This window comes from Bradyrhizobium erythrophlei, from assembly GCF_900129425.1.
Classification (GTDB): Bacteria; Pseudomonadota; Alphaproteobacteria; order Rhizobiales; family Xanthobacteraceae; genus Bradyrhizobium; species Bradyrhizobium erythrophlei_C.
This window is the reverse complement of the sequence record NZ_LT670817.1, coordinates 5,032,267-5,050,860: the sequence shown is the minus strand read 5'-3', so window position 1 is coordinate 5,050,860 and position 18,594 is coordinate 5,032,267. Positions and strand designations below refer to the sequence as shown.

General features: G+C 59.3%; 19 protein-coding genes. 4 read left to right on the top strand and 15 right to left on the bottom strand.

What is annotated here, in order from left to right; translation table 11 throughout:
• Positions 1 to 203: 203 nt before the first annotated feature.
• From B5527_RS24200 to B5527_RS44440, 11 genes are all read right to left on the bottom strand, one after another.
• Positions 204 to 674 carry an SgcJ/EcaC family oxidoreductase gene (locus tag B5527_RS24200; RefSeq protein ID WP_172842641.1) on the bottom strand — a complete coding sequence of 157 codons (471 nt, stop codon included), beginning with the start codon at positions 672 to 674 and terminating at the stop codon, positions 204 to 206.
• A 231-nt stretch (positions 675 to 905) separates the two neighbouring features.
• On the bottom strand, positions 906 to 2,588 hold the full coding sequence (locus B5527_RS24195) for an alpha-keto acid decarboxylase family protein (RefSeq protein ID WP_079603787.1): 1,683 nt from the start codon (positions 2,586 to 2,588) through the stop codon (positions 906 to 908).
• Positions 2,581 to 2,994, bottom strand: coding sequence for a hypothetical protein (locus B5527_RS24190; RefSeq protein ID WP_079603786.1), 414 nt, complete (start codon positions 2,992 to 2,994; stop codon positions 2,581 to 2,583). Before B5527_RS24190 ends, B5527_RS24195 begins: the two co-directional genes overlap by 8 nt.
• A gap of 183 nt (positions 2,995 to 3,177) precedes the next feature.
• A complete protein-coding gene (locus B5527_RS24185; RefSeq protein WP_079603785.1) occupies positions 3,178 to 4,020 on the bottom strand; it encodes an amidohydrolase family protein in 843 nt (280 codons plus the stop codon).
• 312 nt (positions 4,021 to 4,332) lie between these two features.
• Positions 4,333 to 5,148 carry a c-type cytochrome gene (locus B5527_RS24180; protein ID WP_079603784.1) on the bottom strand — a complete coding sequence of 272 codons (816 nt, stop codon included), beginning with the start codon at positions 5,146 to 5,148 and terminating at the stop codon, positions 4,333 to 4,335.
• The gene (locus B5527_RS24175) at positions 5,148 to 6,770 is read right to left on the bottom strand and encodes a b(o/a)3-type cytochrome-c oxidase subunit 1 (RefSeq protein WP_079603783.1); all 1,623 of its coding nucleotides are present in this window, start codon (positions 6,768 to 6,770) and stop codon (positions 5,148 to 5,150) included. Before B5527_RS24175 ends, B5527_RS24180 begins: the two co-directional genes overlap by 1 nt.
• On the bottom strand, positions 6,757 to 7,320 hold the full coding sequence (locus tag B5527_RS24170; protein WP_079603782.1) for a cytochrome C oxidase subunit II: 564 nt from the start codon (positions 7,318 to 7,320) through the stop codon (positions 6,757 to 6,759). Before B5527_RS24170 ends, B5527_RS24175 begins: the two co-directional genes overlap by 14 nt.
• Complete coding sequence (locus B5527_RS45450) at positions 7,317 to 7,490, bottom strand: hypothetical protein (RefSeq protein WP_172842640.1); 174 nt, start codon at positions 7,488 to 7,490, stop codon at positions 7,317 to 7,319. The genes B5527_RS24170 and B5527_RS45450 overlap by 4 nt, the downstream gene beginning before the upstream one ends.
• Before the next feature lie 8 nt (positions 7,491 to 7,498).
• Entirely contained in the window at positions 7,499 to 8,755 is a 1,257-nt protein-coding gene (locus tag B5527_RS24165; RefSeq protein ID WP_079603781.1) for a c-type cytochrome, read from the bottom strand.
• Positions 8,756 to 8,766: 11 nt separating this feature from the next.
• On the bottom strand, positions 8,767 to 9,531 hold the full coding sequence (locus B5527_RS24160; protein WP_079603780.1) for a c-type cytochrome: 765 nt from the start codon (positions 9,529 to 9,531) through the stop codon (positions 8,767 to 8,769).
• Positions 9,532 to 9,767: 236 nt separating this feature from the next.
• Positions 9,768 to 9,974, bottom strand: a complete 207-nt coding sequence (locus B5527_RS44440) for an ABC transporter substrate binding protein (protein ID WP_154072493.1) — start codon at positions 9,972 to 9,974, stop codon at positions 9,768 to 9,770.
• A gap of 38 nt (positions 9,975 to 10,012) precedes the next feature.
• On the opposite strand from B5527_RS44440, the gene B5527_RS24155 reads away from it, so the two are divergent.
• Both B5527_RS24155 and B5527_RS47170 read left to right on the top strand, forming a co-directional pair.
• A complete protein-coding gene (locus tag B5527_RS24155; RefSeq protein ID WP_079603779.1) occupies positions 10,013 to 10,192 on the top strand; it encodes a hypothetical protein in 180 nt (59 codons plus the stop codon).
• Positions 10,189 to 10,323 (top strand): hypothetical protein, encoded by a 135-nt coding sequence (locus B5527_RS47170; RefSeq protein WP_276329277.1) that lies wholly within the window; start codon positions 10,189 to 10,191, stop codon positions 10,321 to 10,323. The genes B5527_RS24155 and B5527_RS47170 overlap by 4 nt, the downstream gene beginning before the upstream one ends.
• Positions 10,324 to 10,382: 59 nt before the next feature.
• On the opposite strand, the gene B5527_RS24150 is transcribed toward B5527_RS47170, so the two are convergent.
• The 4 genes from B5527_RS24150 to B5527_RS24130 form a co-directional block, all read right to left on the bottom strand.
• Positions 10,383 to 11,351 carry a Bug family tripartite tricarboxylate transporter substrate binding protein gene (locus B5527_RS24150; protein WP_172842639.1) on the bottom strand — a complete coding sequence of 323 codons (969 nt, stop codon included), beginning with the start codon at positions 11,349 to 11,351 and terminating at the stop codon, positions 10,383 to 10,385.
• A gap of 464 nt (positions 11,352 to 11,815) precedes the next feature.
• Positions 11,816 to 12,397 carry a hypothetical protein gene (locus B5527_RS24145; protein WP_245332748.1) on the bottom strand — a complete coding sequence of 194 codons (582 nt, stop codon included), beginning with the start codon at positions 12,395 to 12,397 and terminating at the stop codon, positions 11,816 to 11,818.
• Between the two features lie 567 nt (positions 12,398 to 12,964).
• Positions 12,965 to 13,549, bottom strand: coding sequence for a protein-S-isoprenylcysteine O-methyltransferase (locus B5527_RS24135; protein ID WP_079603776.1), 585 nt, complete (start codon positions 13,547 to 13,549; stop codon positions 12,965 to 12,967).
• Positions 13,546 to 14,859, bottom strand: coding sequence for a hypothetical protein (locus B5527_RS24130; protein WP_079603775.1), 1,314 nt, complete (start codon positions 14,857 to 14,859; stop codon positions 13,546 to 13,548). Before B5527_RS24130 ends, B5527_RS24135 begins: the two co-directional genes overlap by 4 nt.
• An 844-nt stretch (positions 14,860 to 15,703) precedes the next feature.
• Here B5527_RS24130 and B5527_RS24125 point away from each other — a divergent pair.
• On the top strand, positions 15,704 to 16,117 hold the full coding sequence (locus tag B5527_RS24125; RefSeq protein ID WP_079603774.1) for a nuclear transport factor 2 family protein: 414 nt from the start codon (positions 15,704 to 15,706) through the stop codon (positions 16,115 to 16,117).
• A gap of 391 nt (positions 16,118 to 16,508) precedes the next feature.
• Positions 16,509 to 18,563: an adenylate/guanylate cyclase domain-containing protein gene (locus B5527_RS24120; RefSeq protein WP_245332237.1), complete on the top strand. Its 2,055-nt coding sequence runs from the start codon at positions 16,509 to 16,511 to the stop codon at positions 18,561 to 18,563.
• Positions 18,564 to 18,594 lie beyond the last annotated feature (31 nt).

Below are 18,594 nucleotides of genomic sequence, written 5' to 3'. Positions count from 1 at the left end.
ATGCCCGGCCACACCGCAGTCGCACGCGTAACAAAGGTGACGAAATCCCGGCGTCGCATGGCCTCCAAGGGACACGCATGATCCGATGCCCGGACTCTAACACTTTGCGGCCATCCCCAACATTAACAATGGACCGGCGCGTCCATACGCGACCCGCGATGTGCCGGATACGGACGTCAAGCCCGAGATAGAAGGGGTGTTCGCTATCTCGGGGGTGATGGCATCGCCGAGGAATGGTGATCCACGATCAGCCAATGCTCGCCGCTCTTGACATAAGTGAAGCTGTAGCGCGCAGGGAAGATCCTTGTCTCTCCATCCCTGATGTAGGAAAAAGTGTAATAGCCGGTGTTCACCGCGGTATCGCCGTAGACGCGGATAAGCTGATCGCCGAAGTCGACCCTGAGGCCGGGAAGAACCTTAAAGGCAGTAGCGAAATAATCCCGCAAGGCCGCCCGATCGGCGCGTAACTTTGGCGACAACGTTCCCCAGAGCACGGCATCATCGGAGTAGAGCGCCAACACCTTGTCGGGATCGTCTTGGCCAAGGGCCTGCGCCCATTCCAGGGTCGAAGCCGCCACATCCTCTTTCGGGCCGGCCGAAGCGAGGGGGGCAAACGCCAGTGCCGGGATGCTCAGCGCGAGTCCTGCGCTCACAATTTTCCAAGAAGATTGCATGGCTCTCTCCCTTATGAGTGAGGCTGTAGCGAAAACTCCTCGATCACCTTGTCGGCGCGGGCGAGCAAAACCGGTGACACACGCTGAAACGGCATGTCCGTTCTGCCCCGCCATAACAGACATCGTCAGGCCGCCCCGCCATGTCTGTTTCGTGTCACAAGCAGACTTTGCGGACTTCGCAGATGGCGGAAGCACGGCTGCTCTCGCCATCTGTTGTTTCGGGAGTAAATATTACGGCGTGTCGCCGTACATCGCCTTGAGTTGGCCGTGGGCGAAGGCGAGGGCCGGCGGCATATCCATTTTGCCGCCAATGATCTCGATATACGCCCCGGTTTTGCCGGCGCGTGCGGCCTTCATTGCCTCGTCGAGCTCGCCAAGCGTGGTAACGCGCGCAGTATACCAATTTTCGCATCCCAGCGCCTTCGGCAATTCGGCATAGTTCCAGGGCGCGAGGTCGTTGTATGTCCAGTCCGGATTTTCCTCCAGCGCGCGCTCGATGAGGTAGCCATTATTGTTGAGTACGAAGACGATGACGTTTGCTCCAAACCGTCCCATGGCGCCGATGTCGTTCGCAGTCAGCTGATGCGAGCCTTCGCCAGTGATCAGAATTGTGCGCCGGCTCGGATCGGCAAGCGCGATGCCGAAGGCGGCCGGGGTCGCCCAGCCGATCGACCCCCACAGAACTTGCGCTTCCACCCGCACGCCATCCGGAAGGATCGTTGGTGTCACGCCGAGGCTCGAGCTACCGGTCTCGAGAACGACCGTGTCTCCGGCGCGCAGAAATGCCGCGTAACGCGGATAAAGCGCGGCCATCGTGATCTTGTCGGACGCCTTGCCGTTTACCGGCGCGAGCTTCTGCGGTTTTCCCTTGTATGGCGCCGATGATGGTTTGAGCTTGGCCAGCTCGGATAGAATGTCCTCAAGCCGGACATTGGCGATGACCTTGTCTCCGATCCTGACGTCGTCGAGGCCGACGGTAACAAACCGCGACAGATCGAGTCGGCCGGAATAGGCTGCCGTGGTGATGTCGTTCAAATTGACGCCGCCGAGATCGAGGACCAGATCGGCGCCTTCGATGATTTGGCGCGTTTTCGGCTCTGACACCGCGCCGACATACATGCCGGCAAATTGCGGATGACCTTCACCAATGACGCATTTTTCCATGAGCGTTGTAACGAAAGGACAGCCCAGCGCTTCGATCGCCTTCTTTGCCTCCTTCTGCAAGCCGAGCCGCGAAATCGGGAAGGCGACAAATGCGACTATGGATTTCGCCTTTTTGATGCGTTCTGCGATGATCGACATCGCCTTTTGTAACGCGGCTTGGTTTGATCCAGGCACGATCGGCTTCACGTCAGCCGGCACGACCGGGGATTGCGCGTAGTCGGAGGGCACTGCGATATAGGCAGGCTGATTGTTGCGATGCGCCTCCGCGATAACGCGCTCCATTTCGACGACGCAGTTCTCCGGATTGATGACCGCATGACAGCACGCGGCGCCGGCGGACAGTTCGACGAAATTGCCGTAGACGCCGTCGCCGAGGGTGTGATGGGCGATCTTGTGCAAGCGCTGATTCTGATAGGAGGGCATTCCGACGACGTGAAAGACCAGTGATCGTTCCGCCTTGGCGCCCATCACGCCGTTGATGGCGGATAGCTCGCCGACGCCATAGGTCGTTGCCAGCATCGCCGCGCCCCGGATGCGCGCATAGCCATCCGCGGCGTAAGACGCATTCAATTCGTTGGCACAGCCGATCCACTTCACCTTGGTGCTGCTGTCGACCGCATCGCAAATTGGAAACGCGTAATCGCCGGCGACGCCAAAGCAGTGGTCGATTCCTTCTGCGGCAAGGCGCTCGACGATGTAATCAGCGACCTTGACAGCTGATCTGTCCTTCTTTGGAAGCTTTTTAGTCATGGCCTTCTCCTCCTTGCTGCTCTCTGCGATTGATGCCGCTAATCTGGCCGGGGATCGTCTTGGCCAAGGGCCTGCGCCCATTCCAGGGTCGAAGCCGTGAAGCCGGATTGCTGTGGACGAGAAATACATCGGGCGAGGGGCCAGCCGGCTCCGTGCCGTAACTCCGCATCAGCTCCAGGTCGCTGTTGGCCCGGCGTATTTCAATCCGGCCATTGCGGCCATCGGTCCAACCAGGTTCGTCCAGTCGTCGCAGGAAAGCAGCATGGGAGGCCGGGTTCGGTCCGGTCGGCGCCGTACCGTTCAGCGCTGAGATACGACGCACCCGCTTGCGCTGCTGCGCCCGCGCCGGGAGCGGCCACGAAGCCGCTGCGCTGCCAATGAGAGCAATGAAATCGCGGCGCCGCATGTGGCCTCGCAAGGATCATGCCTTTGCATGGGTCAAATCATAGTAAGATTGCAATCGGATGGCGAGCTAGAAATAGCGCATGGAGTGCCTCAGACCAGGTCGGATCCGTAAGCGCGGGCTCCCGCGTCGGGTTCTGCGGTCAGGCATTGCCGGCATGGCGAAGGCGAACTCTATGAGCCGGTGCTAACCTTTCTTCGGTGACCAACCATAAGCCTTGGCGCAGGCACCGCCCATCAGCATTGCCCGCTCTGTGTCGCTCAGGCGGACAGTCTCAAGGAATGGCTGCACGGCCTGCTCGTAGTTGACGACGGCGAACGCGCGCGTCCAGTCTGTGCCCCACAAGCAGCGATCGAAACCCCAGGCATCGAACACGCGGGCAAGCGGATCCCAGATGTCCGGGAAAGGATACGGCTCCCGGGACAGCGTGCAGGCACCGCTGACCTTGATCACCGCGTTCGGACGCCTGGCGAGTTCCAGCACCTTCGGAAGGTCGGTCCAGGGCTGCGGCGGCGCCGGCGGCACGCGCGGCTGCAGGATGCCCAGATGGTCGATGATGAATCGCGTGTCGGGATGGCGATCGATCAGCGCGGTGCCCGCGTCCAGATTGTCCCAGCACAGGATGTTGACCGGAAAATCGTAACGAACGGCCGCGCGTGCGATCCGGTCGAGGCCCGGGTCATCAGGCTCGCGCTTGTTCTCCCTTGTCAGCATGATGCGGATTCCGACCGCGCCTGGCGTATTCTTCCAGTCGGCGACGACATCGGCCACGTCAGGATTGTCCGGGTCGACCGGCTTGACGATGGCGAGCCGGCCGGGATGGGCGCGTTGCACTTCCACGGCATAGCTGGCGTCGTAGCGGTACATGGAAAAGGCGGAGATGAAGATCGCGCCGTCGACGCCGACCTTGTCCATCGCCGCGACCATCTCGTCACCCGTGACGTGGTCGGGCCAGTTCGGCACACTGTGCCAGGGGCGCTTCGGCGTGTTCGCCTCATAGGCATGGACCTGGGAATCGATAATCGTCATCGGCGTTGCTCCTCTGTGCCCAGCGATTTTGGACAACACAGCAGGCTCGTGTCCAGAGGGCAAAGGCGCCGCGCATGGCTGGTGCGACGGTCGTGAGCAGCAGCTCCCCGCGGCGACAAAATTCAACGTGGCGGGTGCGATGGATCGAAGCGTCCAGTCTACCCCCCAACTACAGACATGTCGCTGCACTGCACTAACTGACGCGATGTGCCAGACTCGGGAAATCTCCCCGGTGAACCTTAGCCTGCCTCCAAGCCGACCATGCGCGTGTACGATCGCACCTGGACTGCGACGCGCCAGTACCGACGCCGCTCAGTCGGTTGCCTTCACAATATCCGGCGGCTGTGAGGCATAGTACGCGGCGGCCTCGTCGATCTCCTGCGGCGTCAGGGCGCGGGCGATGTTGCGCATCTGCTGATTGATGTCGTTGGTGCGCTGACCAGACGCGAATGCCTGAAGCTGTTCCTTCAGGTAAACCTTCGATTGTCCCTCCAGCCACGGGCTGCCGGTCTTGTTGTCCAGACTGCCATGACAGGAGCCGCAGGGCGCGATGCCGCGGACCGGCGCGCCGTTGATCACGATGCGGGGCCTCGGAAGCTGCGGCTCGGGATGGTAGGCGGGAAGGCGCGGCAGGTACGCGTAATAGGCGGCGAGATCCGCAATGTCCTGATCCGACAGGTTGGCGGCGAATGGCGACATCACGGCATTGGTCCGCGCGCGCGAGCGGAAATCCAGCAACTGCTTGTAGATCACAGCCACATATTGGCCCGCCAGATTGGGCGAGTCCGCGCGGCTGATGCCGGTCGGGCCATGGCAGATCGCGCAGCGTTGCGCGAGCGTCGCACCGCGGCCGATCGACTCCTGGCTCGGATGCGCAAGCGTCGTCGGCGTCAAGACGACTTCCGACAAAGGATGCGTCGGTTTGGGCGCAGGGGAAGAAGGCGACCGCCGCGGCAGGCCGGCGGCGCTGCAGATAGCATCCCAAAGGTCCGTGAACTTGAGTTCGGGCTGAGCGTAGGGCAGCACGATGAAGCCGAGGAGCGCCGTCAAGAGGAAAACGGCGGCCGTGATGCCGACGCTCACGCTGAAGTATGGATTGCGGAACGAGAAGAGCTCGCGCGCGCTCATCATTGTGCTCCCACGTAGATCGCCGGCACGGACGTGTCCTGACGCGCCACCAGCGCCGCGATAGGAAAGCCGTAGTTCGTGACCGTGAGCCCGATCATCAGCGCAACCCAGATCCCGTAGCTGTTGAGAGCGAGGGGCACGGACCTCACGGCATGAATGGGCCGGCTGAATCGGTATGGGCCCGCGTCCGTCCGGGAAGCCGTGTACGCGCGCCCAAGGATGAAGAGGAACAGGAGGCCGGACGTCAGCACGATGAAAGCACCGATCGCCGAGATCGCCACGGGAAGCGCCTGCGGCGACAGCGCGGGATCCGTGTAATCGAAATAGGCCATGCGGCGGGGCATGCCGAGGATGCCGACCCAATGCCACGGGAACGTGGTCACCATCATGCCGATGAACCAGAGCCAAAGTTGCGTGCGGACCAGCCGCGCGTCCGGCAACGAACGGCCCGTGAGATGGGGCCACAGGTCATAGGCGAGCGCGAAATACATGATCACGACCGCGCCGCCGAAGATGAGGTGGAAATGCCCGGTGATCCACTGGGTGTTGTGGATCGACGCGTTGAGCTGGTAGCTCATGTTGATAATCCCGCCTGCCCCGCCGAAGCCGAGCATGATGAATGAGAACGCGACCGCGAGCATGATCGGGTTCTTCCAGGGCAGTGCAGCGATCCAGCCGAACAGTCCTCTGCCGCCGCGCAAGCGGCCGGCGATCTCGACGGAAGCGCAGATCGTGAACACTGTGAACAGGGTCGGCAGCGTGACGGCCGCCGTAAAGGCGGAATGGATGAACTTGAATCCGGCTCCGACCTGCGGGTCGGCAAAGGTGTGGTGAATGCCGATCGGCATGGAGACGACGAGGAACAGGATGAACGAGATACGCGCCATCGTGTCGCTGAAGAGGCGCCCACCGATCGCGCGCGGCACGATGACGTAGAAGGCGATGTAGGCCGGTATCAGCCAGAAATAGACGATGGCGTGCAGCGTCCAGGAGAACAAGACGCGCGCGAGCCCCGCGTCGATGGTCGCCTTCAATCCGAGCGCGACCGGGATGATCTGCAGCAGCAATTCGAGTGCCGCGCCGACCGCCGTCCACGCCCACAGATAGGACCCGGCGACGCTCGCGAACATCGCGAGCGGTACGGGATCGCCCGGATGGGCGCGCTTCCAGACGCGCAGGTTGATCGACATCAGAGCGACCCAGACCCAGGAGCCGACCACCACCAGCACGACCCCGATATAGTAGAACGCGTTGCCGATCAGCGGCGGATAGAAGGTGTAGAGCACCGAAGCGCGACCAAGCGCGACGGGCACCATCGCCATGACCGAGCCGGCGACGATGAGCCAAAATCCTGCCCATGCCCAGCGGAGGCCGACGAGACGCTGTTCCAGCGCGGATTCGGTGATCGCATAACCGAAGCCCATGGCGACCAGGGTCGGAAAGACGTAGCCCATCACCGTGCCGTGCGCGGTGAGCGACCGGTAATACCATTCCGGATCGCTGATCCAGGTGTAGAGCGGGCTGCGGACGAACATCTGCCAGGCGCCAAGGCAGAGCGCGAGTCCGAAGACCGCGAATGCGAGCCAGAAATGCGCAAGGATTAGCTTCTTATTCGCCAACACAGCTCAGCCTCCCGCCGTTCTTCGCGCGGCCTGCGAATTCCGCCTTGTCGATCACCCTGACCTTGCCCCACATGCCTTCGTGTCCGAAGCTGCAGAATTCCTGGCACGGCATGAGGTAATCGCCCGTCTTGTCGAAGCGCATGAATTGTTGAGAGACATAGCCCGGCAACAGCATGGTATTGATGTTGGTGCCCAGGATGATAATCCCGTGCACCACGTCGGCGCTGGTCGCGCGGAGCATGACCGGGGTCTGCGCCGGGACCAGGATGCAGGAGGGCGTGAACGAATATTGCTGGCCGATGGCGCGCACCGTGACCGCGCCATCTGGTTCTACCGCAGTACCGAGATTGGACTCCACGAATTCGCCGGAAAGATGCAGGCGCGTCGGATCGGTGGTCTCGACACGCGCCTGCGGCATCGTCGCCTGACGGATCCCGGCAAAGGCCGCGATCAACGGCAGCACGATCATGACGATCACGGAAATAGTCACCCAGCGGCGTTCGCTGCGCTCGGCGATCTCCGCATCCTGATGCGCATCCAGATTGGTCATTGCAGCGCCCCTCGCGCCAGGAATACGAAAAGGTAGAAGGCGAGCCAGATGGCCACCACGCACGCGGTCGCGATGCCGGCGAGCGTCAGCGCTCCGTGCGGCCCCGCAGAGACGATCCCATCGACCCGGTCGTCTCGATTCGTCTCTTCAGGAAGCTCCGAATTGATCATGGCCCACCTTAATTCAGCGGTGCGGACCGCAGCTCGTTTGCGTCGCGGGCGCTCACCGGAGTGCCGCGATTGCCCCAAGCCGTGCGGATGTAGCTGACCACGGCGGCGACCTCGTTGTCGGACAACAAACCCGCGAACGGCGGCATGCCGTAGGGGCGCGGATCTCCCTCCGTGGCCGGCGGATAGCCGCCATTGAGCACCATCCGAATCGGGTTGACGGCCGATTCCATCTGGATCGATTGGTTGCCCGCGAGAGGCGGCCAGTGCGGCGGCTTGCCTTCGCCTAGCGCTCCATGGCACGTCGCGCAGCGCGCGTCGTACACGGTCTTGCCAAGGCTGATCAGCAGGCTCCCTTCACTGCTCGGAATCGTCGAAGAAGGTGGCGGGGGAGGGGATGGCTCGGCGATGCTCTTGAGGTACACGGCCATGGCCCGTACGTCGTCGTCATTAAGGTATTGCAGGCTGTTGTAAACGACCTCCGCCATAGGGCCGTAAACGACGCCTCGCGCCGAGATGCCGGTTTTCAGGAGATCGGTGATGTCCTTGATGCTCCAGTCGCCGAGCCCTCCTTCTCGGTTGGACGTCAGCGAGGGCGCGTACCAATTCTGCATCGGGATCAGGCCGCCCTTGAACGCTTCGGATTGTGAGGTCCCTCCGAGCGCGTTGATCGGCGTATGGCACATCCCGCAATGGCCAAGCCCCTCGACAAGATAGGCCCCTCGATTCCAGTCCGCGGATTTGTTGGGCTCCGGCTTGTACTCGCCTTCGGTGAAGAACAGCGTGCGCCAGCCAAGAAGCAGTTGGCGGTTATCGTAAGGAAAGCGCAGGTCTTGCGGTCGGTTCTTCTGGTTCACGGGCGGGATTGTCTTCAGGTAAGCGAAGATCGCATCGCTGTCGGCGCGCGTGACCTTTGTGTAGGACGCGAACGGCATCGCCGGATAGATGAGGCCGCCGTCCGGAAAGCGGCCGTTGTGCATGGTCCTGTAGAAGTCGTCCGCGCTCCACTTCCCGATCCCGGTCTCGGCATCCGGCGTGATGTTGGAAGAGTAGAGTGTCCCGAAAGGGGTCGGCATCGCGCGCCCGCCCGCGAAGATGCGGCCCTCGGGCGGAGTGTGGCAGGCAATGCAATCGCCCGCGCGGGCGAGATACTCGCCGCGTTGGACGATGTTGTCGCCGGCAGGACCTCTCTTCTCTTGCGCCTGCGCGGCTGGACCAGGAAGGAGCGAGAGTAGGAGAAACCCAAGGAGCCATGATCGGAATTTCATGATCGTGCCCCTCAATCTGGTTCGCTGCCGCAAGCGAAAGGCAGGGCATATGTGCCTTTCGGCGCGGGAGGCGAATTCGCAGGCGCCGGTCGGCTCGCGAGCCACGCCGCGACCGCCGTCACGTCCGCTTCCGTCAGGCGGGCTGCAACGGTCTGCATGCAGTCTGGCGCCTTGGCCGTCCGGGTACCGTAGCGAAATGCGCCGAGCTGCGCGCTGATGTAATTCGGACGCAGACCGAGCAATCCCGGAATTCCGGGCTCCATGCCGGTGAGCGCCGGTCCATGGCAGCTTCGGCAGGCCGGGATCTGGCGAGCGGCATCGCCGCTAATGACGAGAGATTCTCCCTGCGCCAGGACCTGCTGGCTAACGTTCGTCAGCTCGGGCGCGGGCAACGGCGGATGCTGGGTCGCGAAATAATCGGCTATATCCTGGAGGTACGGGTCGGTGAGGAATTCGAGCAGATAGTTCATCGGCGGGTATTTGCGCCGGCCGTTCTTGAAGGCGACAAGCTGGTTGTAGAGATAGCCGGCGGGCTTGCCCGCAAGACGCGGGAAGTAGACGTCGCTGGTTCCCTGACCATTATTGCCATGGCAGGGCGTGCACGCCTCGACCCGCGCCTCCATCGTGTCGGGCGGCGGACTAGGCGTCTGAGCGATGGATGGAAAAGCCTGAAAGGAAAGCCCCAATCCCAGTCCGACGATCACAGTCCGTAGCGACGTGCCGGTTCTGCGGACCTCCGAAGCCCTTCCGCCACCCGCCTCGGACGCCTTGGCCATATTCGGCAACCCCTTCCTAGTGAACGGATATCCGCCCTGGTCGGAGAGACGTTGATCTAGGTCAAGGCAATTGCGGCGCCGCCAGATCACGACCACCCTAACGTCCGAGATGGGTCAAACGCGTCGGGTTGGGCGTGTACCGACGACTTCCGCTCAAATCCGGTCAGCGAGCGGACATCGCAGGGATAAGCGACAACCCATGTCCGCGATCATTAGCGCCGCAACAAACACCATCCTTATTCGATCACCTCGTCGGCCGTGAATATCAGCTTCGGCGGCACGGTGAGACCCAAGGCATTGGTCGCTTTGAGATTGATCACCCTCTCGAACCTGGTGGGCTGTTCGACCGGTAGATCAGCAGGCATCTCGCCCTTCAGAATTCTTCCCGCATAGCCAAGCCTCCCGGGGCGGCTTTCGTGTGGTAGTATTACGCGATCCAGCATGATTCTCGGCAACCCCACGGAGACCACGATGGGCAGCGATGAGAAGCGGTCGGGCGACGATAGGCGAGTTTCGAAAGAGCGACGATCCGGAACGGACACGCGATCCGAAGAAGAGAAGCAACTATCTGGAGAACGGCGATCTGGAATCGATCGGAGATCGCGCCGGGATAGAAGAGCTGAACCGGGCGATTCCACAGACCCTTGATCCGATCAAATGATCGACTGCGCCGCCGGCGAACAGTGCGGCGCCAAGGTTGGCTCCGCGCTGGCGCCGTTTGAGCAGCAAACTTCCGGATTCAAGTTTGGGCAGATTGTTTCGTTCTTGTTGGAACGGCGCAGTCAGGTCTGACTTGAGTTTGTCGGGCTGTGAATCCGTAGGCATCGTTCATTGGCAGCCCTCCATTCTTGCTATTGTGGCTTGACCCCCGCTACTTCCAACACGTCGTGATATTTCTTGATCTCCGAGACCATAAAGCTGCGCAGTTCCTCCGGACTGCTCGACACCGGCTCAAAGCCCTGGGCTTCGAAAACCCTCACGAGGTCGGGCGATTTCAGCGCCCTGGCGATTGAGTCGTTGATGAACTTGACGATCTCAGGCGGCGTATTGGCGGGCGCGAGAATCGAGTTCCAGTTCGCCATGTCGAAGTCCTTTTTAATCGTCTCATCGAATGTCGGCACATCCGGAAGGATTGGCGAACGTTCAAGGCTGGTCACGCCCAACGCCTTTAAGCTTCCAGCCCGAATTGACGGCAATGCCGCCGGATCGCCAAAACCGAAATCAACGACGTTCTCGAGCAGAGCTGTCAACAGCGGTGCCGAACCATTGAAGGGAACGTGCTGTGCATCGATTTTGGCTGCAGCGACCATCATTTGAGCAGCCAGATGAGGTCCCCCTCCGATGCCCGTCGTGCCGTAGTTCAACTTACCCGGCTTACTGCGGGCCAGCGCGAGCAAATCTGCCATCGAGTTCGCGCCCAACGACGGATTGACGAGCAGTATGAACGGCGACTTCGACAACATCGAAATCGGCGTGCAGCTCTTGACGGGATCATACCTCAAATTCTTGTACAGGCTGGGCGTGACGGTGTGCCCGACGCTGTTCAAATAAAGCGTGTAGCCATCGGGAGCAGCATTGGCGACATAGGCGGCGCCGATCGTCGTGCCGGCTCCCGGCTTGTTCTCCACAATGACCTGCTGATTCCACATCTTGCTCAACTCGAGGGCAAGCGTCCTGGCTTGCGCATCCGATCCTCCTCCCGGCGGGAACGGAATGATGATTCGAACATATTTGTTGGGATAGTCGAGGGCTTGAGATACCGGCGCGAAGCCGCAGATCAAGGCGATTGACAGCAAGATACCACTTAACTTCGGAACCACGCGGTTTCTCCGTTCATTCCGGGATTGACGGCGAGAATCACGAATTCACTGAACGCCGCCGCGTTGATGGTACCGTTCGGGCTCAGCGACGTTGCGAATGCGATCGGACACGGGATCACTGGGCCCTAAGCTCTGCGATCGAACGGCTGCTTCGGCTTTGTAGCAGGCTGCGCCGGGGTGCATCATAGATGCCGCGGTGATCCCATCTATCAGCATGGCTGGATGACTTAATCGTGGGCTCGCTCCAGCGAGCTCAGCCGCTTTATGGACCCGACGCTACGCGATCTCATGTCCGTGGGGGAGGCCAGCGAAGAATGCCGATATTTTGGAGCGCGGCTTTGGCGATTGGCGAGCAGACTGGACGCGGCATCAACGCTTTACGTCCAATCTCGCCTTCCTGACGCTGGTGCTGGCGTCGATGTCGTCAATCTCTCTTCCGTACTACGTGAAGTGGACCGGACATGCTAATGATCCGAAGCGAGCTGTACCGTTTGGCGGCCGCCATTCAACGCTTTAAGCTCGTTTACGTAGTCCTCGGGCTTCTTTAGATGAAAGGGCACCTTCAACCCCATGAAGGTCGCTATCTGTCCGATAAAAGCGGTACAGTTGGTTGTTTCCGCGTTCCAAAGCGGCGAAGTCGCCTGCAGGTGCTTGATATGGGCGAAAACCTTTTGCGCATCCGGCTCGCTCAAATACACGCGATAGCTCGCGGTTAGATATTGAACGTCCAAATCGCCATAGCTCGCTCCCGTTTCCGATGGCACCCACATGAGGTGTCCAAGGATGTAAGGCGTGGTATCGCCGGCTGGGTGCAGGCCCGCAACTTCCACCTTTTTCTCGCTGGTCTTCCCGTACCAGACGAAAGCGTGGCCATAGCTCGCCGCCGTCCGCGCCCGAAAATCCACGTAATAGGGTCCTTTGATAACCGCAGATTGGCTATGTCGGACTGGTTTCACCTCTCTCGCCGATAGCGAGTCGGCTGAGGCTACAGCCGTAGCAAGGCTGGGCTTTCGTGATTGATTGCGCGATTTAGCGCCGTCTTGCAAAGCTTGGTGATCGGTTTGCGATGCAACCTGTTGCGCGTTGCTGCTGCCACTTCCGAGAGCCGCAAGGAAAAAAACAACCGCTATGTAATGCAGGCTTCCGACTTTCCAAATTGGCACTGCCAAGTCCGCCCCCGTCGTCATGAAAGGAGTTATTTTTCGGAGTTGCCAGCCACTTCCCGCGACCCCAACAGTGGAGTCGCAGGATGGGCCTGGCTAACTTACGCTTTCTGGCTAACTTAACCTTTGGTAATTAGCGGGGCTGGGGCTGGGGCTTTCCCGACCGGATATTTTCCAACAGGATATTTTCCGACCGGCATCTTCCCAACTGCTGGTTGCTGATAGACCGGCTGGGGATGGGGAAGGTCTGCGGCAACGGCAGAACCGACCAGAGCCAGGGACGCGATTCCGACGACTAGGAATTTCAACATTGTGATCTCCTGAGTGCAAACGGTGCCCTTAAAGCTAACTTGACACCCGTTAAGGCGCAATGAAACTCGGAGCAGTTGAGTATTTTCCAGCGCGGTGTTGCAAAAAGACAACGCCAATAGGAATGAATTCTGCTCGCATTTAAAATATTCGCGGGATGACGCGGTGGGTGCGCGCCATATATTCGAGATAGCGGTCTCCAAAGGCCTCCAGCATCATTCGTTCTTCTTCAGCAATCCGTCCAAAAAAGAGAGACCCAAAACCGACAATTCCAGCGAATCCCGCCACCCAATTTGGCAGCAATAGCGCCTGGCCAATAGCCCAAAGCCAGAAGGCGGAATACATCGGGTGTCGAATTTTTCGGTAGATCCCGTCGGTGATCAATTGATGTCCCTTACGCACATCGAGGCTTACCGACCAGTTGCGCCCGAGGGCTCGATGCGTCAGTCGAAACATGACCAGCGACGCAGCTGCGCAAAAAGTGCCAAGCCAGGCTTGTAAAGGATGAAAGGTATAGGCTGCGAAATGAGGGATGCCCGTCACAATGTAAGTGAAGGGAACGATACCCAGGCCGGTAAGCGAAATGAGCAACAACACGGTCTCACGAGGACCTCGGGCGCTGCGTACAATTGTTTCGCGACGAGAATGCCGCGCATGTTCGTAGCGGATGAGATACCAGCCGACGGCGAGCACAACGAATACGAATTTCGATATCGCCGGGGTCATAGTCTGTAGGTTTGTGGCGTCCGTTCGGATGACACGCTCGCTCTGTGCCCAGGGATGTCGGCTTTAAGAGAGCCGTCCTCTCCAATTACCGAAAGAGCGCCGTCCGGGGCCAGGATTTGATATCTGGCGGAAATGGGTCCGCACACCAGCATGAAGTAGTCATATGATGCTCTCTTGTCATTTCCACTGATGAACTGACAATGCAAACGATAGAACTTCAAGCGAATGCGCCGATATACGTCGTGCTGCAACATTCGACCGAATTCTACCAACCTTATAACAGGACCGTACTTGCTCGGCAGGGACATTTCGGCCATCGGGTCTATGTTGTAAAAATTCATGATGTCGATCCGAGCCTGACAATCACCCCAGAAGATGCCGAGAGCTCGGCCCACGTGTTCCACCGCGGCTCGAAAACGGCTGGCTGCGCCATGCAGCCCGATTTTAAGTATCGAAGATCCGATCGACAGGAAAGTTATCGGCGTCCCCGTCGCACCAAGCGCGTGATTCAGTTTCAACGCACGGTCGAGAAGATCCACGGCCAGAACGGCGCCGAGACTATGACCGATCAAAAGAATCTCGTCTGCACCCGAATTGCGCGCTGCAACAATTATCTCCCGCGCTATGCTGTCCAACCTTTTTTCGATGTTTGAATTGCCGCTCCGGACATAATCGCGGGCGAAGATCCAGTCATCGAAAAGTGTATCCAGACGCAGCCAGCGCCAAGGACCGAGCAGCAAGGCCGACAACACGCATAGACAAGCCGCGGCGGCGAGTACGATGGAATCGCTGCTATGGAATGCGTAAGCCCCCGCGACACAGGCAGCCGCAATAAAGAACCCGAACATAACGAAAGGATAGAGAAAGAATATCGCGTAATGCCAATTTGTGCGGAGGTAACCACGGAGCGCACCGGCCCAAATGAAATCAATCAAGGCAATTATGCCAAAGGGAATGCGGCGCCAAATCGATTGACCACTAAACTTTTCGATGACGTCGTCCCAGCGAATAAGGCGATAATCCGATTCAACACACCAATTTGGACCCCGTGTAATAACGCTCCATTTGGCTTGAGTGGGAGTTTCCTGCAGCGCGCCTATCGAAGCCTCTACCGACCAGGTCCGTTCGAACCTGGCTAGCTCACGCACGAAGCGCCGTCGTGCGCTCCCAGCGGGCGTAATTGGATCATAGCCGCCAACGTGAAACACCAGACGTTTGGCGATGATGATCCTTCCCTCTGCCTTGGCGTGCTGTCGATTGTTTTCATCAAATATCAGAAGTCTCTCATTCTTTGCGTTTGCACAACTCATCGCTGCTGCCCGCCTATAAGCCTCTTGAAACTACAATTTCACCGATGTCATCCACCGTCGTTTATGCTGGTTAGAGGAAGTAGGGCCGCTTCAACCGAATGCCCGGTATTTCAAAGTATGGAAATTGATTTTCGTTCCGATTACCCTTGAGATCTGGCCATAATCCATATCAAGAAGTAAAGGCTGAAGGCTTTTGGCCGCATTCCGGAGCGCGTACTACCTGGGCGCGCAGGGACCCCAAGGTCCCCAGTCCATTACTGATCGAGTTCCAGCCAACATCTTATGGTAGCACACAATTCGGTTGGACGCACACGGAGTTATTTTGGCGCCCGTCTTCGGGTAAGTTACTCTATGGCGGCGTCAGAATTGTCTGGCTCGGTGCGGCGATACTCGTCGCATCGTTTGAACTTGCGCTTTCTGAACAGTTCAGCGGAACACCTGCCGAGGCCTGCCTGGCTGTGAACCGAAATCTCTCGTTGGGAGCCCGGTTGCCTCGCACCGCTGCAAGACTGAAGTCTGGCTCCTTACTATTCGAGCATGGAGGCCATCATTTCCGAGCTGGCGCGGGAAGAGAAAGTAGGATTGTTTTCCCGGTTCGCGCTGATGCGCAAATCAATTGAAGCCGGCGTATCACCAAGTGCCCTCGTGTCTTGGGATGGATTGCATAATACTGCCGATGGCTGCGACTGCATCGGCTGCGCGGGGCGTTTCAAATTTGGTCCTATAGGGAGCGCGGCAAGCCATCGCCCCACACCAAAAAACTGAAACGATGACTTTCAATTATTTCTGTTTCGCCGGTTGAGCCAGCAACCATATCATCGCCCCACAGACAGGGAGTGCTCCGATGAGCCAGCATGCCTGCAAGAATAGGGTCCCGCCATCGGTGGGCGTAGATGTGAGTGCTATCGAGACGCTGCTCAACCGCAATCTTCCGGAAGTATTCGGTGAAGGCGATCCGGCCCGCCGAAGGAGCGCAATTCAGGAACTTTATACCGAGGACTGTGTGCTGTACGCGCCGCCCGGCACTTTCGTCGGTCACGACGCACTGGACAAGTTCGCCGGCGATCTCCGAGCGACGCATCCACACTATGTTTATACGCCCCATGGCTCGCCGCAGGTTCTGCACAATTCGGGACGCCTGGCGTGGGGCTCGGGGCCGAAAGGCGAAACGGCCGCGTACACCGGTGTGGATTTCATCATCGCACGGGACGGCAAGATCGCGGCTCTTTATGTTTACCTCGACTCGCCGCCCACATAATGCGCGAGCAGAACCTTGGATAGGTCCGCCAAGGGGTCAAACTGCGAAATACTCGCCAAGAGCAGATGTTTTCTGCTTTGCCTCTAACAGCAGACATCGCCAGACACCGCCGCCATGTCGGAAAAGTGCCAAAAGCGGAAGTGGCGCGATTTCATTCAATGACCTCATCACGCATCAGAAAATGATTCCGAAATAGCTGGGCCAGGCGTCTTACTCGCGGATAACCGCATGCCGTCGACGTTGCCGATGGAAACGTCAAGTCAAATCGTCCAGGCGGCCTCGTGGTTGGCCAATCTTCGCTAACGCAAGCATCGCCGAAGCTAAGACATTTGCTTTTGCTTTACATCGATGGCGCTTTTCTCGATACATGCAGCAGGAGGTTCCACCGCTCATGCGAATTGGCATTCGCCTCGCAATTTCCGGTCTCGTCCTCACATCGATCATGGTGAGCGCAATCGGCGTCCACATCCTGTGGTGGCGGACAGCGGAAGCGAACAGCCACGCGCTTGCAGACACCATCAACGGGCAGATCGTTTCTACGGTCGAAAAGGAACTCACCACCATCACCACCGAAGCGCGCGCGGCGCATACCGCGATCCGGACGTTATTTGTTCAGCACGTCCTTGAGACACGCGAAGCGGACAAACGCGAGTTCGTATTTCTATCGCAACTACAGTCGCAGCCAAACATATCGTGGGTCGCGTTCGGCTGGCCGGACGGAGCATTTTTTGCCGCGCATAAGCTCGGTGATCTGGGACTGGAAATGATGGAAATCGCGCCCGTCGACGGCGCGATCAAACGCCGGATCGACCAATATGGGGTTGTGGTCGGAGACATCCAATTCGAGAAACGCCGATTCGAAAATACAGATTACGTCGTCACCGATCAGGAATGGTACCGGAGCGGAATGCAAACTGACGAACCGCGCTGGTTCAATGTATTGCTTCACCCGGTGGGATCGCGTCCGTCGATCGCATATGCCGGTCCGGTCGACGTGTACCAGAAACGCCAGGGCGTTCTCGCAATTATTATCGAATATACGCGGTTCGCTCAGTTTCTCTCACACCTCTCGGTCGGAAAATCCGGCGCGGCGTTCATCCTGGGGCGCGATGGGACGACCATCGCCGCACCGGATCCGGATGCCGACGAGGTCAATATGCAGCGGTCGGATCAGCCGTTATTGCCGATCGCGCAAGGCGCGATGAAACAGGCCGGGAGCTCTTACGAGAGCGACAAAAAGATTGCGAGCCAGGTGAGGCTGGTCGCCGCCGGAAATGCCTATGCGGTAAGTTTGACGCCGCTCGCCTTTCCCGGATGGACGCTTGCGACCGTCATTCCGGAAGCGGAGTTTCTCGGTCCGATTGAAAGGACGATACGACAATTGCTCATTGGGCTTGCAATTCTGATTGTTGCCGCCGGCATTGTTTCGGCGTGGCTTGCTCGACGCGTTATCGCCACGCCGTTGATCATGGTCGTCGACGAGGTCAAACACGTCGCGCGCTTCGATCTCGAAAAGGTGCGGCGGCACGCCTCGCGCCTGATTGAAATTGAAAATCTGTCGAATGCCATCGCCGACATGGCCGGCGGGCTTGCCGCATTTCGGAAATACATACCCGCGGATCTCGTGAAGACACTGGTCAGCGAGGGTATCGAACCAAGTCCCGGCGGCTCGATCCAAAACCTGACGGTTTTGTTCGCGGATATTGCCGGCTTTACCGGGCTGTCTGAACGGCTGGGCGATCAGATCATCCCGCTCCTTTCCAGCTATCTCGATACCATGTCGCGCGAGGTCAGCAGTCACGGCGGCACGATCGATAAATTCATCGGCGATGCGGTGATGGCGTTCTGGGGCGCACCCACGGCAAATGCCGATCACGCTATCGACGCCTGCCGAGCGGCGCTCGCTTGCCAGCGTGCCCTTCGGGCGTCGGAACTGACCGATGACAGCGGCCGGTCGCTCAGAGTGCGCATCGGCATCAATTCCGGCGACATGCTTGTCGGCAATATCGGATCGGAATTCCGACTTAATTACACGGTGATCGGCGATGCTGTAAATGTCGCGAGCCGGCTTGAAGGCGCGAACAAGGAATATGGCACCGAAATCATCATCGGAGAGGAAACGCGCCGCCTTGCCGGCGATAACATACAGGTACGCGAACTGGACCGGCTGATGGTCTATGGACGGGCGGGCGGAATTTCAATTTACGAACTGCTTGATATGGCCGAACGCGGAGCCATGCCTCCAGCTTGGGTGGCGCTGTACGAAGCCGGCCTGGCCGCCTATCGCACGCGCAATTTCGCCGCTGCCGGAAGCCTGTTCCAGCAGGTTCTGGAGGCGCGGCCGTCAGACCAACCCGCGCGCATTGTGCTCGGACGATGCAGCCAGTATCTCAAATCGCCGCCGGGAGAGGATTGGGAAGCGACGAATGCAATGAAAGCCAAGTAGATCCGCAAAGTCAGCCATCAGTGTTAGCGTG

Excerpts from the sequence above, each read along its gene's own strand:
- B5527_RS45450 (WP_172842640.1), bottom strand. The coding sequence starts at position 7,490 with ATGATCAATTCGGAGCTTCCTGAAGAGACGAATCGAGACGACCGGGTC.
- B5527_RS24120 (WP_245332237.1), top strand. The coding sequence starts at position 16,509 with ATGCGAATTGGCATTCGCCTCGCAATTTCCGGTCTCGTCCTCACATCG.
- B5527_RS44440 (WP_154072493.1), bottom strand. The coding sequence starts at position 9,974 with ATGCTGGATCGCGTAATACTACCACACGAAAGCCGCCCCGGGAGGCTT.
- B5527_RS24195 (WP_079603787.1), bottom strand. The coding sequence starts at position 2,588 with ATGACTAAAAAGCTTCCAAAGAAGGACAGATCAGCTGTCAAGGTCGCT.
- B5527_RS24155 (WP_079603779.1), top strand. The coding sequence starts at position 10,013 with ATGAGAAGCGGTCGGGCGACGATAGGCGAGTTTCGAAAGAGCGACGAT.
- B5527_RS24130 (WP_079603775.1), bottom strand. The coding sequence starts at position 14,859 with ATGAGTTGTGCAAACGCAAAGAATGAGAGACTTCTGATATTTGATGAA.
- B5527_RS24125 (WP_079603774.1), top strand. The coding sequence starts at position 15,704 with ATGAGCCAGCATGCCTGCAAGAATAGGGTCCCGCCATCGGTGGGCGTA.
- B5527_RS24170 (WP_079603782.1), bottom strand. The coding sequence starts at position 7,320 with ATGACCAATCTGGATGCGCATCAGGATGCGGAGATCGCCGAGCGCAGC.
- B5527_RS24160 (WP_079603780.1), bottom strand. The coding sequence starts at position 9,531 with ATGGCCAAGGCGTCCGAGGCGGGTGGCGGAAGGGCTTCGGAGGTCCGC.
- B5527_RS24190 (WP_079603786.1), bottom strand. The coding sequence starts at position 2,994 with ATGCGGCGCCGCGATTTCATTGCTCTCATTGGCAGCGCAGCGGCTTCG.
- B5527_RS24185 (WP_079603785.1), bottom strand. The coding sequence starts at position 4,020 with ATGACGATTATCGATTCCCAGGTCCATGCCTATGAGGCGAACACGCCG.
- B5527_RS24165 (WP_079603781.1), bottom strand. The coding sequence starts at position 8,755 with ATGAAATTCCGATCATGGCTCCTTGGGTTTCTCCTACTCTCGCTCCTT.
- B5527_RS24200 (WP_172842641.1), bottom strand. The coding sequence starts at position 674 with ATGCAATCTTCTTGGAAAATTGTGAGCGCAGGACTCGCGCTGAGCATC.
- B5527_RS47170 (WP_276329277.1), top strand. The coding sequence starts at position 10,189 with ATGATCGACTGCGCCGCCGGCGAACAGTGCGGCGCCAAGGTTGGCTCC.
- B5527_RS24180 (WP_079603784.1), bottom strand. The coding sequence starts at position 5,148 with ATGAGCGCGCGCGAGCTCTTCTCGTTCCGCAATCCATACTTCAGCGTG.
- B5527_RS24135 (WP_079603776.1), bottom strand. The coding sequence starts at position 13,549 with ATGACCCCGGCGATATCGAAATTCGTATTCGTTGTGCTCGCCGTCGGC.